At 42.0% G+C, this 16,665-nt stretch carries 17 protein-coding genes and 1 pseudogene; 8 read left to right on the top strand and 10 right to left on the bottom strand.

Features of this window, described 5'->3' with window-relative positions; all coding sequences use genetic code 11:
- Positions 1-11: 11 nt before the first annotated feature.
- The 5 genes from C6W18_RS08780 to pta all read right to left on the bottom strand — a co-directional run bounded on the left by C6W18_RS08780 (position 12) and on the right by pta (position 5,048).
- Positions 12-1,346: a TRAP transporter large permease subunit gene (locus C6W18_RS08780; protein WP_034318166.1), complete on the bottom strand. Its 1,335-nt coding sequence runs from the start codon at positions 1,344-1,346 to the stop codon at positions 12-14.
- 55 nt (positions 1,347-1,401) lie between these two features.
- The gene (locus C6W18_RS08785) at positions 1,402-2,277 is read right to left on the bottom strand and encodes a prephenate dehydrogenase/arogenate dehydrogenase family protein (protein ID WP_105927300.1); all 876 of its coding nucleotides are present in this window, start codon (positions 2,275-2,277) and stop codon (positions 1,402-1,404) included.
- An 11-nt stretch (positions 2,278-2,288) separates the two neighbouring features.
- Positions 2,289-2,960 (bottom strand): RraA family protein, encoded by a 672-nt coding sequence (locus tag C6W18_RS08790; RefSeq protein ID WP_105927302.1) that lies wholly within the window; start codon positions 2,958-2,960, stop codon positions 2,289-2,291.
- A 152-nt stretch (positions 2,961-3,112) separates the two neighbouring features.
- A complete protein-coding gene (locus C6W18_RS08795; protein WP_105927304.1) occupies positions 3,113-3,964 on the bottom strand; it encodes a MurR/RpiR family transcriptional regulator in 852 nt (283 codons plus the stop codon).
- Between the two features lie 112 nt (positions 3,965-4,076).
- Entirely contained in the window at positions 4,077-5,048 is a 972-nt protein-coding gene (pta, locus tag C6W18_RS08800; RefSeq protein ID WP_105927306.1) for a phosphate acetyltransferase, read from the bottom strand.
- A gap of 240 nt (positions 5,049-5,288) precedes the next feature.
- On the opposite strand from pta, the gene hemQ reads away from it, so the two are divergent.
- A complete protein-coding gene (hemQ, locus tag C6W18_RS08805) occupies positions 5,289-6,059 on the top strand; it encodes a hydrogen peroxide-dependent heme synthase (protein WP_105927308.1) in 771 nt (256 codons plus the stop codon).
- Positions 6,060-6,126: 67 nt separating this feature from the next.
- Positions 6,127-6,243: pseudogene (locus C6W18_RS08810) on the top strand (MFS transporter); the annotation flags it as partial.
- A 234-nt stretch (positions 6,244-6,477) separates the two neighbouring features.
- Here the strand turns inward: C6W18_RS08810 and C6W18_RS08815 are convergent.
- Together C6W18_RS08815 and C6W18_RS08825 are read right to left on the bottom strand one after the other, a co-directional pair.
- Complete coding sequence (locus C6W18_RS08815; protein ID WP_105927311.1) at positions 6,478-7,446, bottom strand: alpha/beta hydrolase family protein; 969 nt, start codon at positions 7,444-7,446, stop codon at positions 6,478-6,480.
- Positions 7,447-7,728: 282 nt separating this feature from the next.
- On the bottom strand, positions 7,729-8,208 hold the full coding sequence (locus C6W18_RS08825) for an Lrp/AsnC family transcriptional regulator (RefSeq protein WP_105927313.1): 480 nt from the start codon (positions 8,206-8,208) through the stop codon (positions 7,729-7,731).
- 145 nt (positions 8,209-8,353) lie between these two features.
- Here C6W18_RS08825 and C6W18_RS08830 point away from each other — a divergent pair, with 145 nt between their 5' ends.
- The 6 genes from C6W18_RS08830 to C6W18_RS08855 all read left to right on the top strand — a co-directional run bounded on the left by C6W18_RS08830 (position 8,354) and on the right by C6W18_RS08855 (position 14,454).
- Positions 8,354-9,586, top strand: coding sequence for an MFS transporter (locus tag C6W18_RS08830; RefSeq protein WP_034322059.1), 1,233 nt, complete (start codon positions 8,354-8,356; stop codon positions 9,584-9,586).
- 150 nt (positions 9,587-9,736) lie between these two features.
- Positions 9,737-10,339: a type 2 periplasmic-binding domain-containing protein gene (locus tag C6W18_RS08835; protein WP_105927315.1), complete on the top strand. Its 603-nt coding sequence runs from the start codon at positions 9,737-9,739 to the stop codon at positions 10,337-10,339.
- 1 nt (position 10,340) lies between these two features.
- Complete coding sequence (bacB, locus tag C6W18_RS08840) at positions 10,341-11,048, top strand: 3-((4R)-4-hydroxycyclohexa-1,5-dien-1-yl)-2-oxopropanoate isomerase (RefSeq protein ID WP_034322057.1); 708 nt, start codon at positions 10,341-10,343, stop codon at positions 11,046-11,048.
- Positions 11,045-11,806, top strand: coding sequence for a glucose 1-dehydrogenase (locus C6W18_RS08845; protein WP_105927317.1), 762 nt, complete (start codon positions 11,045-11,047; stop codon positions 11,804-11,806). Before bacB ends, C6W18_RS08845 begins: the two co-directional genes overlap by 4 nt.
- 15 nt (positions 11,807-11,821) lie before the next feature.
- Positions 11,822-13,243, top strand: a complete 1,422-nt coding sequence (gene bacD / locus C6W18_RS08850; RefSeq protein WP_105927319.1) for an alanine--anticapsin ligase — start codon at positions 11,822-11,824, stop codon at positions 13,241-13,243.
- A 17-nt stretch (positions 13,244-13,260) separates the two neighbouring features.
- Positions 13,261-14,454, top strand: a complete 1,194-nt coding sequence (locus tag C6W18_RS08855) for an aminotransferase class I/II-fold pyridoxal phosphate-dependent enzyme (protein ID WP_189318063.1) — start codon at positions 13,261-13,263, stop codon at positions 14,452-14,454.
- A gap of 13 nt (positions 14,455-14,467) precedes the next feature.
- Here C6W18_RS08855 and C6W18_RS08860 read toward each other — a convergent pair whose 3' ends face one another.
- The 3 genes from C6W18_RS08860 to rfbD all read right to left on the bottom strand — a co-directional run bounded on the left by C6W18_RS08860 (position 14,468) and on the right by rfbD (position 16,665).
- Complete coding sequence (locus C6W18_RS08860; protein ID WP_309219300.1) at positions 14,468-15,259, bottom strand: SDR family oxidoreductase; 792 nt, start codon at positions 15,257-15,259, stop codon at positions 14,468-14,470.
- A gap of 103 nt (positions 15,260-15,362) precedes the next feature.
- Complete coding sequence (locus C6W18_RS08865; protein ID WP_105927325.1) at positions 15,363-15,818, bottom strand: dTDP-4-dehydrorhamnose 3,5-epimerase family protein; 456 nt, start codon at positions 15,816-15,818, stop codon at positions 15,363-15,365.
- Entirely contained in the window at positions 15,811-16,665 is an 855-nt protein-coding gene (gene rfbD, locus C6W18_RS08870) for a dTDP-4-dehydrorhamnose reductase (RefSeq protein WP_105927327.1), read from the bottom strand. Before rfbD ends, C6W18_RS08865 begins: the two co-directional genes overlap by 8 nt.

Consider the following 16,665-nt stretch of genomic DNA (forward strand, 5'->3'; position numbering starts at 1 on the left):
GTTTCTCCTTTCTATACTGGAAGTATCTCCATCCCGATGAGCCAGCCAATTCCCACGATCGGCAGCATATAATAAAGAATCAGCGGTATAAAAGTTTTTTCCGGTTTGGCTCCTGCAAGACCAGAAGCAATAAAGATCGACCCTGATGCAGGCGGGGAAGCCCCTTCTGTTGATGAAAAGGCAAGAATGGCGACAACAGCCACAACTGGATCAACTCCGACTGAGATTAAAGCTGAAAATGAGACAAGGCCAACAGCTGTTAACGTAGCCGTTGAAGATAATGGTCCAGCCACAAGTGTCACAAGAACACCGACAATCAGCACCATGAGCCACTTCGGAATCGCAAGCACTGACGTGATTTGTGTTAAATCTTCTGCCAATCCTAACTCAGCCAGTACCTGACTAGCAGCGACAGCAAACAGCATCAATGCTCCAATCGTTGTAAACTTAGGAATGGCCGATTTGAAAAACTTAGACCAATCTAGTGCAGACGCCTTCTTTCTTCCAATTGTTAAGCTAATCAACATCATGAGAATCGGAATCCACGTAATTAATGAAATTTGATCCATCGCCTCTGGTCCGATGTTTGGATTACTTTTTAAATAGTTTGCCAGTGGACCAATCGTCATGATAATAGGGATCAATGCACCAAAAAAAATAAAGATCGACTTCCACCCTTTTTTTACAGCTTCCCCAAAGGAGACAATATCATCTGGCGGCATGGCTTGAATTTTATTCTTTTTCACAAGAATATACACAAGAATAAATCGGTAAACGACTTGATACAGTCCTCCTATTAAAAGGGCAATATATAAATCCCCCTCAGACACGAGGGCTGCAACTGGTGCAAACCCTAGCATGATAAACATCGAAGAATTCGGAGGCAGTGCGGCTCCAAGTCCGCCATTCCCCGCTAGAATAGTGGCCGTATGGGTTCGGCTCCACCCTGATTTAATCATCCAAGAGGCCGTTATAGATCCAGTAGCGGCTGTGTTTGCGGAATTCGAACCTGAAAGAGCACCTAAGACAGCTGAACCTAACGTACTCATATAAGCCGCTCCACCAGGAAGTTTGCCTACAACTGAATTCAAGATTCGCAAGAGTGCATGAATTAATTCTAACTTTTCGATTAAATAGGCCATAAATACAAATGCTACGGCTGCATAAAGCACCTCATATGTGGATGCAAATATTAAACCATCCCAGAAAAGTCTTAATGCATCCATTCCGCCAAATAATGTGGTTGCAATAAAACCTAATAGCATGGCTTCTCCCATATTCCGTTTCACTACGACATTCCATATAATGATGACAGCTATGAATACAATCAATGCAATAAAACCCATGACGTATCTTCGCCTCCTCCTGATTAAATAGATGAAATGAAATGCTTCAAATACATCAGCCTTGCTGCATCACTTCAATGACCTCTTCCCAGCTGACTGGTTTTTTCCCGTCAAATCGTTCAAAGAAGTTGAAATCTGCTAATTTCTCTAACTTCTGTTGTGCTGCCCGAGACATGCTGGCATCAATATGAGCTGAATCAAGCATTTCAATAGAGCCAAGAAGCTCAACCGCCCGTCTTTTTGCATGCAGAGCACTGCCTGTCACAAGGCGATTCATGGTTTCTTCAAAGCTCTTGCTATCCATCGTTTCACTGAGAGAAGAAATGGCCTGATCTTCGACATTATATTTTTTTGAAATTTCCAAAAATTCAATCAAAAGTCCGACAATACCTTTCATATAAATGCTTCTTATCAATTTTAAGGCCGAAGCATCTCCTGGTTGGTCACTGATTTTTGTGATATTCATGCCATACTTTTTCGTTTCTTCAATGAACCGGTCTGTTCCACTACCGCTTGCCGTGATTGGTACCTTATGTTTGTTTACTGGAAGAGATCCTAGCATGGCTGCATCTACAAAAAGCGCATTTTGCTTGTCAATTTCTTTTGCCACTTGCTTTTTGATGTCTGGTGTTGATGCTGACACATCCACATATACTTGCTGCTTTTTCAAACTTCCTAACACGGATTGCGCCACCTCTAAGGTTTTATTCGCTGGTACAGCTGCAATCACAATATCAGATTTCTCAATGACTTCACTGACACTGCTGGTTAATTCAACTCCTGTATGAGCTGCTTTTTCTTTGATCGCTCCAGCATATTTCTCATTCTGTAATAGTACATCATACGCATAAAAATGATCTAACCCTTCCGTTTTTAAACCCATTGACAGCTCATATGCAGCTTCTCCATAACCAATAAAACCGAACTTCATCACCATTTCCCCTATCCCTGGAATTTTTTCATTCTGTCTGCCAGCCATGCGGGTGCTAAGAGACTGATATCCTGTTTTCCTTCGCTCATGTAATGTTGAATGGTTTTTAGTCTTTGGTTTTCATATTCTAGTTTCTCTTCAGCTAGTGACAGCATAGCTTCTGCCTTCTCCTTTGGAACAATCACCACTCCGTCATCATCAGCAACGACTAGGTCTCCCGGTGTTACTTTGACACCTCCGCACGAGATGATTTGGTTCAATTCACCAGGTCCGTCCTTAAAAGGTCCATTTGGCGTAAACCCCTTACTATATATCGGAAAAGCTAATTCCTCTAAAGCGACTTTATCGCGAACAAGCCCGTCAATCACGATTCCTTCTATTCCAACAGCCTTTGCTGAACTGGCCATTAATTCCCCTAAATAGGCATGACCCTTATGGTCTTTTCCATCAACGATGAGAACATCTCCTTTTTGAGCAGAGTAAATCGCTTGATGAAGAAATAAATTATCCCCTGGCCGTAAGCTAACGGTAAAAGCTGTACCTACTACATTCATGCCTCTCGCAACTGGTTTGATCTGATGATCCATCGCACCTGTACACCCCATCACGTCTGACAGCAAGGTCGAGTTAAGCTTTTTTGCCCGATCAATGAGATCATTTGACTCTAAATGAACTGTACTCATTGTTTCCATCATCCCCTTTGAGTTATATTCATTACATTAAAATTATTAAAAGTAATATATATTACTTTTGTGATACGATCATACCACCTCGTTTTTATTTAGTAAAGCGCTTTCATAAAAAATATGAAAATAAAAAATGAGTCACCACACCACTAATGTGTCGTGTGATAACTCATTTTCGTTAGCATGTGATTGATTTGATCTAAACGTGGTTTTGTTCTTTCAGGATCATTAATCGCTAAAGCACTTAAAATGAAATCTACGATAAAGATAGCAGATACGACGGAGTTATGAGAACCTACACTCGCTGAGGAACATGGTAATACATATTGTGCATACTTGGTTAGTGGAGAGCTGTAGCTGTCTGTAATTAAGAGCACTTCCACCTGATATGACTTCGCTACCTCCAGCAAGTCCTTCATACGTTTTGCATAACGAGGATAGCTGACAGCTATAATGAAGTCATCAGAATTGAAATGAACCAGATCATCCACCCAGTCACTTTGATCTGCATCAATATATTGACAGTTCCCCAATAGCCGATTGATTCCTAGTGACAGGTACTCCCCAACAGGTCTTCCACTTCGCACACTTGTACAGAGAACCTGGCGGGACTTTGCTATTTTTTCAACAATGTGCTGAAAGGTTTCCTCAGTGATATTGTCCAGTGCGTACTGGATATTTTGGAATTGCAGTTCTACATGATTATGCAGAAGCTTACTCTTATTTGAATGCTTTAGGTTCGCTTCAAGTCTCGTTTGAGGTGCCGCCTTATGCTTCATATTTGATTGAAGCTCTTTTTGAAGCTCAGAAAAACCGGAATACCCCACAGCAGCAGAAAACCTCATGATGGTAGCTGTACTCGTCCCTACTTTTGACGCCAATTTATCTACAGTTAAAAAAGCGACCTCCATCGGGTTTTGTACAATATAATCTGCAATTCTTCTTTGTGCCTCGGTTAATTCCACAACTTTATGCTGAAGTTTATGTATTAAATCTTCCATTATAGCACCTGCCCATTCTATCGGCTTTACACCCTATATTGTACACATTTGTCATCAATAAAAAAACAGCCAGCACGAATCTATCGTACTGGCTGCCTTAGTCGAGATGACATTAAAGTGCTTGAGCTGCTGTGATCAGCGCAAGATTGTAAACGTCTTCTGCATTACAGCCTCTTGAAAGATCGTTTACTGGCTGGTTTAAGCCTTGTAAAATTGGACCTACAGCTTCAAAGTTACCTAAGCGCTGTGCAATTTTGTAGCCGATGTTTCCAGCTTCGAGGCTAGGGAAAACAAATACGCTAGCGTCGCCTTTGATGACGGAATCTGGTGCTTTTTTCGCTGCCACTGAAGGAACGAAAGCTGCATCGAATTGGAATTCTCCATCAAGTACAAGCTCAGGTGCCTTTTCTTTTGCAATGCGAACCGCTTCAGATACTTTTTCTGTTTCGTCTGATTTTGCTGAACCTTTTGTAGAGAAGCTAAGCATTGCTACACGTGGTTCGATGTCAAACATTTTTGCTGTGTTTGCACTTTCGATCGCAATTTCAGCGAGATCCTGGCTGTCTGGTGCAATATTGATCGCACAATCAGCAAACACATACTGCTCTTCGCCGCGAGCCATGATGAAGACGCCAGACGTTTTCTTTACGCCTTCTTTTGTTTTGATGATTTGAAGTGCTGGGCGTACTGTGTCAGCAGTTGAGTGTGCTGCACCGCTCACAAGTCCGTCTGCAAGACCTTTATATACAAGCATTGTACCGAAATAGTTTTCATCCAGTAATGCTTTTCTTGCTTGCTCTTCTGTCGCTTTGCCTTTACGTCTTTCTACGAAAGCTTGTACAAGCTCTTCAAAACCTTCATATGTATGAGGATCATACACGTCAACACCATCAAGTGTAAGACCTAATTCTTTTGCTTTTGCTTCAACTTCTTGTGTTTTACCTACAACAATTGGCTGCAAAACTTTGCCATCTGCTAGTTTTTGAACGGCTGTTAGAATGCGCTCGTCCATTCCCTCAGGAAAAACGATCTTTACGTCTTTACCTGCAACCTTTTCCTGAACTGTTGAAAAAATATCTGCCACTTCAATACCCTCCTTGATTTTACAAAAAAAGCGTTCTCTTTTAAGCATACTCTTCTTCTACCTAAATTCAAACTACCAACTTATATTATAGCGCTTACAAATTAAATTCTTATTTTTCAAACTAATTTAATCAATTTCCATAAAAGCTGTTTTCTTCGTTCAAGTTTTGATCACATCTTCATGTAGACAAACTATGTTATAGTTGGAACAGATGGAAAACTGTAAATAGGAGTGAATGAAATGAGCGAACAACATACAACAAATGAAGCAGCTCAAACACTAGACGGGTGGTATGCGCTGCATGATTTTAGAACAATTGACTGGACAGCTTGGAAGCTGCTGACAAGCGATGAGCGTCAAGCCATTATTCATGAGTTCACAGGTCTAATGGAAAAATGGAAAACAGCTGAGCAAGATAAGGCTGGAAGCCAAACAATCTATAGTATTGTCGGCCAAAAAGCAGATATTATGCTCATGATTTTACGTCCGACAATGGAAGAACTGAATGAAATCGAGCTTGAATTCAACAAATCACGACTAGCAGAATTTACGATACCAGCCTATTCGTACGTGTCAGTTGTTGAACTCAGCAACTACTTAGCAGGAGGCGGCGATGGCGGGGATCCTTACGAAAACCCACATGTACGTGCACGTCTATACCCTGAGCTCCCTTCTTCTAAATACGTGTGCTTCTATCCAATGGATAAAAGACGTTCTGGCAATGACAACTGGTACATGCTCTCTATGGATGAACGTAAATCCCTCATGAGAAGCCACGGTTTAATTGGGCGAAGCTATGCTGGTAAAGTAAAACAGATCATTACAGGGTCCGTCGGTTTTGATGATTATGAGTGGGGCGTCACCCTTTTCTCTGACGATGTTCTTCAATTCAAAAAACTGGTTTATGAAATGCGATTTGATGAAGTCAGTGCACGCTACGGCGAATTTGGTTCCTTCTTTGTTGGAAACCGATTAGCAAACGAGCAACTGGCGTCATATTTCCATGTATGATAAACTTTTAAGGCTTCGGATCTCTCCGAAGCCTTTTTATGTATTTGTTTAGAAAGGTGATCTCATCATGAAAAACTTCCCCATCGCTATTTTTGCATTAACACTCGGTGCATTTTCGATTGGCATGACTGAATTTGTCATTATGGGGCTGTTGCCAAACGTCGCAAATGATCTCCATGTATCGAAAATCATGATTGCATGTGCTGTTTCATAGTGTCCAATCGATGATGTAATGTAGTGGATCAGCTGTAGCTGGCTAGATGAACCCTCCAAGTAATAAGATAAAATTACACTTAAACCACCAAATCCCCAAAAAAAACCAATAAAACTGCCCCATCTTGTTTTTTCATTTTCAGGATAAGTAAGAAACAAAACTAAACTCATGGCCCACAACAATGCAGTTAGGATGAACATCATTTTATTTCTTTAACCTACTTTCAATAAATTGAAGTGTGTCAGTTGCTATTCTATTTCTAGATAGAACAATTCCAGCATGCCCACAACTGTATACGTGCCTTTTAGGTTGATTCCAGCTATTCCACAGAGTATCAGCATCGTTTATGTCGATATACATGTCATATTTTCCTGATATTAAGAGTACATTTTCTTTGTCTACGAGAAGTTTTGCTTTACTAGGGTTCATAATGTCCCAAGCTTTGTCGAGTTCTTCATACGTTGTTCCATGTTCCTCCAGATCTCTTCGTATATACTTGCCAGGAAGAGTATTCCAAATGGAATGCGCAATATTGTTCGCATAAAAAGCTGATACAACAATATTCACGTCTTTCTCGACTGTTGCTAATAAGTTTGTTAGCCACCCTCCTAAACTAATGCCAACTACTATTATTTCTCCACCTTCGTTTTCCTTGATCCATTTAATCAGCCCTCTAAGTTCAACAATAGCTTGCTGGGAGGATTGAACTGTTCGACTGATATTGGCGCTAATCATGTGTTCACCTGAATATGTTGAATTTTGTGGTTCCCTATCGAAATGATAAGGCAGCGTGTAGTAATACATATTCCAATCATAATTTTTAACGATCTTATCGTGATAAATCTTCTTGATTCTGTCGTATGAATCCATTCGCCATCCATGTACGAAGATTACATTGGGCTTGTACTTTGACTCTTTTCGTAAAAACACTTCCCCAGAAACCTTGTCATTCTTATCTTCACCAGATTTGATGCTTGAATTAAGAGAAAATATTCCACTTTTTAAGTTTGCTGTATGGTTATCGATGTAAAATTCTAAATCAATTGGCTGAGCACTAAAAAAACGATCCCTATTACCTACGTCAATAGGCAAATTATTATAGTGACTTTCTTTGCTTCTTGTTCTGTGCATATCCATTAATGCTGCGTAATCTATTACTTTTAAAAGCTTCAAAAGAATGAACTCCTTTAATCTCAAATTAATACTATACGAATATTTTAATATAGAGGAAAAAGGACCTGAGACAGGTCCTTTCAGATTGTCTACAAAGGGCTAAAATGATCTTTATTTTAGCCCTTTGTCTTCTTTTCAGCGTGATATGAAAACCCTTGAAGTCTAGGAAAGACGAGCACTGGCGCGGAGCGAATTAGACATTCGTGAGCACCAGCGCGCAGGATTGACAACGAATGCGAGGGTTTGTCTTCACGCTGAAAGGACCTGAGACAGGTCCTTTTTCTATTTCACCACGGTCATTTCTGGCTCTTCTATTTGTTTCACACGTTCCTGAATGGGATGAGAAAAAGAGTGCTCTGACAAGACAATATGGGAGACCGTTTTTGTAAAACCAGACACATCTTGAATAAACGCTTCAATTTCTTCAAGTGAAGCAACAGACAGCTTAATGAAAAAACAGGACTGTCCTGCCACTCGATAAGCAAAGAACGCACGTGGATGCTGGTTCATAAATGTCACAAAACGCTGATACTCCCCATTTAATACGGTGACTTCCAGTAAACAGTCAATCATCAGACCAATCTTTTTATAATTGACCTGGACGGAGTAACCTTCAATGATCCCTACATCCTCTAGTTTTCGCACTCTTTCTGCTACCGCAGGCGCCGATAAATTAACTCGTTTGGACAATTCTCTCATCGATAAGCGAGCATCTTCTCTCAATTCGTTTAAAATATGCACATCCACATCGGTGATTTTCATTCGTTACCCTCCTATCCCAAAATCGTTCCATTTGAAAAGTATTTTATGATGATACTTATGATATGAAATGTAAAATAAAACTAAATAATGGTAGAATTTATTTTAACGGAATTGAATGAAAAAGCAAGTATGGAGGGATCACCTGATGAAAGAATCTTTAGACAGCCAGGCTTCTAAAACGTTTCCCATCACACTTGCCATTGCGCTCACACTTGGCGTCTTTGCGGCGGGATCGGAAGAACTGGTGATTTCACCACTGCTGCCTGATTTATCTAACTCCTTTCAGCACTCTCTTGATATTCTCGCCCTCTCCATCAGTATTTATGGGTTAGCTGTGCTGGTCGGAGCACCACTACTCGTTCCTTTAGGAGACCGATATTCAAGAGAACTGTGTTTGATCATTGGGCTTTCTTTCTTCTTGATCGGAACAGTGATGTGTGCTGCTGCACCGAATCTGGCGGTGTTTTTTGCTGGCCGTGCCATTTCTGGGCTGGCGACTGGTGTATTTGTGCCAACGGCCTATGCTCTTGTGGGCGACCGGGTTCCTTACGAATATCGAGGCAAAGTGATGGGACTCATTGTGTCAAGCTGGTCTCTTTCTCTTGTGCTTGGTGTACCGATTGGAGCATTTATCGGCCAAAGTTTGAACTGGCGCTGGACATTTTGGATCTTCGCTATGATGAGTCTCATTGTATTGCTGCTCGTCATCCTTGAATCTCGAAAACAAATCGCAACAGCTGATACGAAGGCACCTCAAGCTAGTGGGAAAACAGGCTCTTTATGGGGAGCTTTGAAAATCGATCGTGTCCCTGCCTATTTGACCGTGACATTTTGTAATATGCTTGGATTTTATGGTATGTACTCGTTTTTAGGAGCTTATCTGCAAAGTCTGTTTTCTGGAGGGCAATCGACGGCAGGACTTCTAATCATGGCTTACGGCGTCGGCTTTTCTATGAGTGTATTTACCGGGAAATTAGCAGACTGGTTCGGTAAAACGCGTTCTCTCTTCTTTGTGCTAGGTGGAATTACGCTCGTTCTAGCCTTACTTCCTTATGCACCGTTCTCATGGTTTTTGCTGATTTTTGCCCTATTTATTTGGGGTGCGATGCAAAGTCTATCCGTCACGCTTCTGAGCACCGTTCTGAGCGACTGCTCCCAAACCCATCGAGGGAAAGTGATGGCTTTTTACAGTCTTGCTTCCAATCTTGCCGTTATGCTCGGTTCCGCTCTTATGGGACCAGTGTATATCCATCTCGGCTATCATACCGTAGGGCTGGTATGTGCATTCATTACTCTTGTTGGTTGTATCATTAGCTTCGTCAGCTATAAACGTGAACGTGCCTTACATCAAGAACATAAAAACACATTTGAAACATAAGCTCATTTCACTGCACATCTTGATATGTGCAGTTTTTTAGATCAATTTTTAATATCATCATAAAATACATTTTTTATAAATTTTGTTGACAATTGCCAATTTTATTTTTTATAATCTAGTAAAAATTTGAAAAAAGATTGGATGGTAAACATGATCTTAAAGAATGATGTTTTTCATTTCAAAGAAGAGCCCATCGTTTCACCTAAGATGTTTACAGTCAATACACTAGGCCCTAAGGGGACAAGCAGTGAATATGCAGCAAAACATTTCATCTCTCATTCCACCACTACACTCGGCACCCATACGAAACTATCCCTTTACGACACATTCGAAACTTGCATTGAACACACACTCTCTAACGCACTTCAATACACTCTCGTTCCACACGCATACGAAGGAATCAAACATTTCTACATGAGACCCGACCTACAGCTTTTACAAATTTTCAGATGTGATACACCCATGTATGGTTTGGCTGTCAGACCAGATTTCCCATTTCAAGAACAAATGCTCCACCATTTAAAAATTGTCTCTCATCCTGCACCTGTCAATTTGATTCAATATTTCATTCATCAAAATGCTGAATTTGAACTTGTCAATTCCACAAGTACTGCCGCCCAAAAAGTAAGAGACGGCGAATTTGATTTCGCCTTAACCAACGAGGTTGCCAGAGTCACATACGGCCTCACCTTCATTCGAACGTTTAAAAGCATACCCATGAGCTGGTCCATATTTGGAAAAGGAGAGATTTAATATGCAAACTGAACAAAAGACGCAAGAACGATATTTTCCTCAAGCGAAAAAAATAGAATGGGATAATGGCGTCACCCAATATTCCACTGTACGAGGCGATACTGAAGTGTTAATTTCATACGTCCCTCCTCACACAATCATAGAACCTCACAAGCATCCCGAAGCGCAAATCGGAATCGTATTAAAAGGCGAGCTTCAAATGACAGTCGGCCAATCTACCCAATTGCTCACCCCATTAGAATCTGCCTATATCGCACCACCGTTTGTCCCTCACGGCGCATCTAATCTGACAGATGAAGAAGTGATAGCAATCGATATTAAGAGATTAAAGGATGGTGAAGAATATACGGCTCCTCCCACTTATTTCTTAGATATTTTCAAAACACGGGATTTACTCCCTGGCATGGAAGTAACCTTTTTTGTGGAGGATTGGATGGAGCTCATGATTGCCAACATCCCTGGAAACGGCGGAGAAATGCCTTTTCATAAGCACCGAAATGAACAAATCGGCATTTGCATCAGCGGGGGCTATGATATGACGATTGAAGGCTTTACAGAAAAAATGGAATTTGGCACCACCTATTTCTGTGATCCAAAGGAAGATCACGGTGCGATAAATCCAAAGCCAGAAGCATCAAAATCTATTAATCTCTTCTTCCCTCCCCGTTATAATCGTTTGAAGCCAAAAGCATCTAAGGTGAAGAAATGAACATTGCTGGAAAAGTTGTCCTGATTACAGGAGGTGCATCAGGGATTGGGCTTGCGGCCGTCAAGCTCTTCCTTGAGCACGGGGCAAAAGTAGCAGTGGCTGACATCAATGAACAAAGCGGCACACAACTCGTCGAATCATTGTCGCATGAGCATCTTGCGTTTTTCAAAACGGATATAACAAATGAGGCTGACTGTCGTCAAACCGTTCAGGCCGTGCTGAGCCGTTTCGGGACCATTGATGTTTTGATTAACAATGCAGGCATTGAAATTGTCTCTCCTATTCACGAGATGACGTTAGAGGATTGGAACCACATTCTACAGGTCAACCTGACTGGCGTATTTCTCATGAGTAAGCATACATTGCCGCATATGCTTGAAAAGAAAAGCGGAAGTATTATTAATACTGGATCTGTTGGAGGTCTCGTTGGGTGGCCAGACATTCCTGCATACAACGCAACAAAGGGCGGTGTCATCCAACTAACAAAGTCAATGGCGATCGACTATGCCGACCATCAAATTAGGGTGAATTGTATCGCCCCAGGAATCATTGATACGCCGTTAAATGAAAAATCCTTTTTAGACAATCACTCAGAAAGTCTTGAGGATGTCAAAAAGGAAAAAGCAAAGGTGAATCCATTGTTACGTCTTGGAAAACCCGAAGAAATTGCTGGCGTGATGCTATTTCTCGCCTCTGATCTATCCAGCTATATGACTGGGAGTGTTGTCACAGCAGATGGCGGTTACACCGCTAGATAAAAAGGAGTGCTTTCATTGAGTAAAAAAACCGTACTTGTCATCGCTGACTTAGGAGGATGCCCGCCCCATATGTTTTATGAAAGCGTGGCTGCTTCGTATCATATCGTTTCGTATATCCCAAGACCCTTTGCCATTACAAAGGGACACGCTGAGCTAATAGAAAAATACTCCATTGCGGTCATAAAAGATCGTGATTATTTTGAAACACATCCCTCTTTTGAACATCATGATTCTATTTATTGGGCACATGATGATTATCCGAAATCAGAAGAAGAAGTTGTGGGAGACCTGATCAGAGTGGCTTCCTTTTTCAAAGCAGATGCGCTGACCACCAATAATGAATTATTCATTGCACCAATGGCGAAAGCCGCTGAACGTCTTGGACTGCGCGGTGCCGGGGTAAGGGCAGCTGAAATGGCGCGTGATAAAAGTCAAATGAGGGCTGCATTCAACGCTGCTGGTGTCAAAGCGGTGAAAACTCAGCCTGTCACCACTTTATCTGATTTCCAGAAAGCCATTGAGCATATCGGTACACCGCTTATTTTAAAGCCTACATATTTAGCTAGCTCCATTGGCGTTACCCTTTTTCATGACCGAGCCGGCAGTGATGATCTCTTTTTAAACGTACAATCCTATTTGCAAACCATTCCAGTCCCAAACGCTGTGACATATGAAGCACCGCTTGTCGCTGAAACGTATTTAGAGGGTGCTTACGAGGATTGGTATCAAGAAGAGGGATATTCTGATTATGTCAGTGTTGAAGGGTTGGTCGTCGAGGGTGAATATATCCCTTTTGTCATTCATGATAAGACCCCTCAAATCGGTTTTACAGAAACGGCTCATATCACTCCGTCGATTTTAGACAATGAAGCTCAGCAAATCATCATTGAGGCAGCAAGAAAGGCAAATGAAGGGTTAGGTCTTGAAAACTGCGCAACCCATACAGAGATCAAGCTCATGAAAAATCGAGAAACCGGACTGATCGAATCAGCGGCTAGATTTGCCGGCTGGAATATGATTCCGAATATCAAAAAGGTCTTTGGAGTGGATATGGCCAAGCTGCTGATTGATGTATTAGTCGATGGAAAAAAGGCTGAACTGCCAAAACAGCTGCTTTCTGGACACACCTATTATATGGCAGACTGCCATTTATACCCTCAGCATTTCAAAGAGAGCGGACACATACCGCCAGAGGTCACGCATATCACCATTGATCATGTTCATATTCCGCAGGACGCTTTAGTTGGAGATACAGTGATCGTCAGTAAATCAGTCCCATCCAAAGGCACCTTTGTGGATCTATCTTTATTTGAAGCCTTTAATGGCATCGTGTCTCTTGAATTAAAAGGGTCATCCTCACAAAATGTTGCCTCGTCCATCCGCAACATTCAGAAGCAGGCAACGATTCAGTTGATGGATGAATTAGTGAAGGGATAGAAAGAGAGGCTAATGTGGTGAAAATCTTACCATCTAACATGATTGAACGGCTGCCAGAACAGAAATTTGGAACCGTATTTGAGAAAATTGCGCATAAAACACAAAACGGAGCGAACATCATAAACCTTGGTCAAGGAAATCCCGATCTTCCTACTCCTGCACATATCGTGAGCGCCCTTCAAGAGGCAGCGGGCACTTTGCAATTCCAGCAATATGCTCCCTTTAGAGGCTTTGACTTTTTCAAGCAAGCCATTGCAGATTTTTATAGAAAGGAATTCGGTGCTGAGATTGACCCCCAGAAGGAAATTGCCCTTTTCAATGGTGGGAAAACAGGTCTTTATGTCATGAGTCAGTGTCTGCTTGATCCAGGGGATATCGCACTCGTCCCCGATCCAGGATACCCAGAATATCATTCAGGAATTTTAATGGCTGACGCAAAGCCATTCTGTATCCAGCTTGATGAGAAGAATGGCTATTTGCCTAATCTCTCTTCAATTGATCCTGAGGTGTTAAAAAAGGCAAAGGTGCTTTTCTTAAATTACCCGAATAACCCAACTGGTGCTGTGGCAAATGAGGCATTTTTTGAAGAGGCTGCTGAATTTGCGGCCGCTCACGGACTGCATGTGATTCATGATTTCGCCTATGGTTCATTTCATTATGAGCAAAAACCAGTAAGCTTTATGAATGCTCCTCATGGAAAAAGCGTAGGAGTGGAGTTATATTCTCTATCAAAGACGTTTAATATGGCGGGATGGAGAGTCGCTTTTGCTGTTGGAAATGAGGAAATCATCAATGCCATTAACGCCTTTCAAGATCATGTATTTGTCAGTATGTATGGCGGATTTCAACAGGCTGCCACCATTGCCTTGCAAAGTGATGATGGTCATCTTCAATCATTGAGAGAAGCGTACCTCGAACGAATGAATTTCTTCATCCGTCGAGCAGAAAAGCAGCTTGGGTGGACCATTGAACGTCCAGCCGGCGCCTTTTATTTGTGGGCTCCTATCCCTGATGATTTCAAGGATTCTCATGCATTTGCTGACTATTTACTCGAACATGCTGATGTCGTTGTGACGCCTGGGGGTGTGTTTGGTGCACATGGAAGACGTCATGTACGCATCTCAATGGTTGCTCCAATTGACCAGCTTGCACTGTTTATCGACCGGCTTCATATCCTTCCGATTCACTTTCATCAAAAAACCCGCATGTAGCGGGTTTTTGATGTTATATACTCTTCATCGAACCACCGTCGACAGATATTTGTTGTCCTGTGAGATAGGAGGCTTCCTCTGATGCGATAAAAGCTGCCAATGAAGCCATCTCACTCGGTGAGCCCACTCTTTGCATCGGGATACCTGAAGCGACAGCCTGTACAGCTTCTTCCCGCGATAATGCCTTTTCACGCATCATGTTACCGATAAATTGTTCATACCGATCTGTTGCAATAAACCCTGGATTTAAACAGTTCACCGTAATCCCAGAAGGTGCTAGCTGTGTGGCTGCATTTTTACTTGCATTGATAATCGCTGCATTCATCATACTGTTCGTAAACATTTGGTCACCAGGCTCCTTCCAAAGGTTTCCGACAATTTGAATGATACGTCCATATTCATGTCTTTTCATCATGGCTGCCGCACGCTTCATCGTATCAACGTACGCAATGGCTTTTTGCGAAAAAGCTGCCAGCATCTGCTCACTTTCACATGAATCAAATGTATCTGGCTTCCCTCCTGGAATGTTATTGATTAACACATCCAGTCTGCCAAACTCTTTTTCTATTACCGCAAAGGCCTTAGCCCTCACTGCCTCATGCGACATGTCACCACAGAAAAGAGCCACCGGCTCCTTTGTTTCTGCCATGTCTTGAATGTGCTGCTGCGTCTGTTCTAGTGAGGATTGATTTCTCGAATTGATGATGACCTTTACATCGTCCTGAGCAGCAAGCTTTATGGCGATCGCCTTTCCAATACCTGTACTTGCTCCTGTTACAAATGCAATTCTTTTAGACAAACTCATCCACATCCCTTTTCTTTTCAACTTAGTAAATATACATAAAATGACACATACAGAATATATTTCAACAAAAAAAGACCTTTCTCCTGCGAAAGGCCTCTGTTCTCTATTTAAACGTCGTTTCCCAGTCAAACCCGATCGTCTGATCATTCCAAGCGATTCTCTTTTCATCTGGGTTTTTCGGGTCGTAGGATTCTGTAGTAAAATAAACAATTTGCAGTGGCGTCTCGCCTAGTACACGGTAGCCATGTGCGACACCTTTCGGAATAAGAAGCAGCATCGGATTGTCTTCTCCCATATAATACACATCGGTTTGACCGTTTGTCGGAGAACCCTTTCTCAAATCGTATAAAACAACCTGTGCATGACCTGCTGGAAAAAACCAAACATCGTCTTGTTTTTCATGGTAATGAAAGGCTTTGATCACTCCTGGAAAGCTTTTGGACCACGACGCCTGCCCAAAGCGCTTCAGCATCGGTTCGTCATCTCGAATGAGCTCTGCAAAAAAGCCGCGATCATCACAATGTTTCATGAGTTTTTTCGTTTGTACACCATCAATCATGCTGATACCATCTCCCTTCTTTCTGCAAATATTCGTGAAGTGCATCCTTCCAATGTCTTGGCTGCCAGCCTGTGGCTTCAATCGCTTGAAGGTCTAAAACAGAATAGGCTGGACGAGGTGTTTGGAAGCCATACTCTTCCGTGGAAATCGGCTCAATGGTTGTAGACAGGCCGCTTTTCGCAACAATTTCTGACGCAAAATCAAACCAGGAACAACTCTCTCGGTTACTGACATGATAAATGCCTGCCTTCTGATCAATTAAATGAATCAAGGCCTCTGCTACATCCTTTGTATACGTAGGAGAGCCTATTTGATCATTCACAATGCGCAAATGATCCTTCGTTTGAGCGAGCCGAAGAATGGTATTCACAAAGTTGTGTCCCTCATGTCCATAGAGCCAAGATGTACGGATGATTTTCACTTCATCTGACACAAGGTGAATCAATTCCTCACCAAGCTTTTTACTCTTTCCATAAATGGTTTGAGGATCCGCCTGTGCATCGACCTGATAAGGGGTAGCTGCTTGCCCGTCAAACACATAATCTGTACTGACATGTAACACATCTGCCCCTACGTTCTTTGCTTCCAGCGCTGTATAATAGGCGCCAATGCCATTCACAAGATAGGCCTTTTCCGTTTCTATTTCACATTGATCAACAGATGTATATGCTGCCGCACTGACAACAATATCAGGCCGGAAATGTCTCATCGCGTGTCTGACTGCCTGTTGATCTGCGATATTGAGCATGCTCCTTGTTAAGGCAATGACGATGAAGTTTTTTTCCTTGAGCTGTTTGCTCAATTCTTTCCCTAATTGACCGCCTGCACCGGTGATTAAAACTTTCAT

It is taken from the genome of Bacillus sp. LLTC93, from assembly GCF_002993125.1.
In the GTDB taxonomy this organism is placed as follows: domain Bacteria; phylum Bacillota; class Bacilli; order Bacillales; family Bacillaceae; genus Bacillus; species Bacillus zhangzhouensis.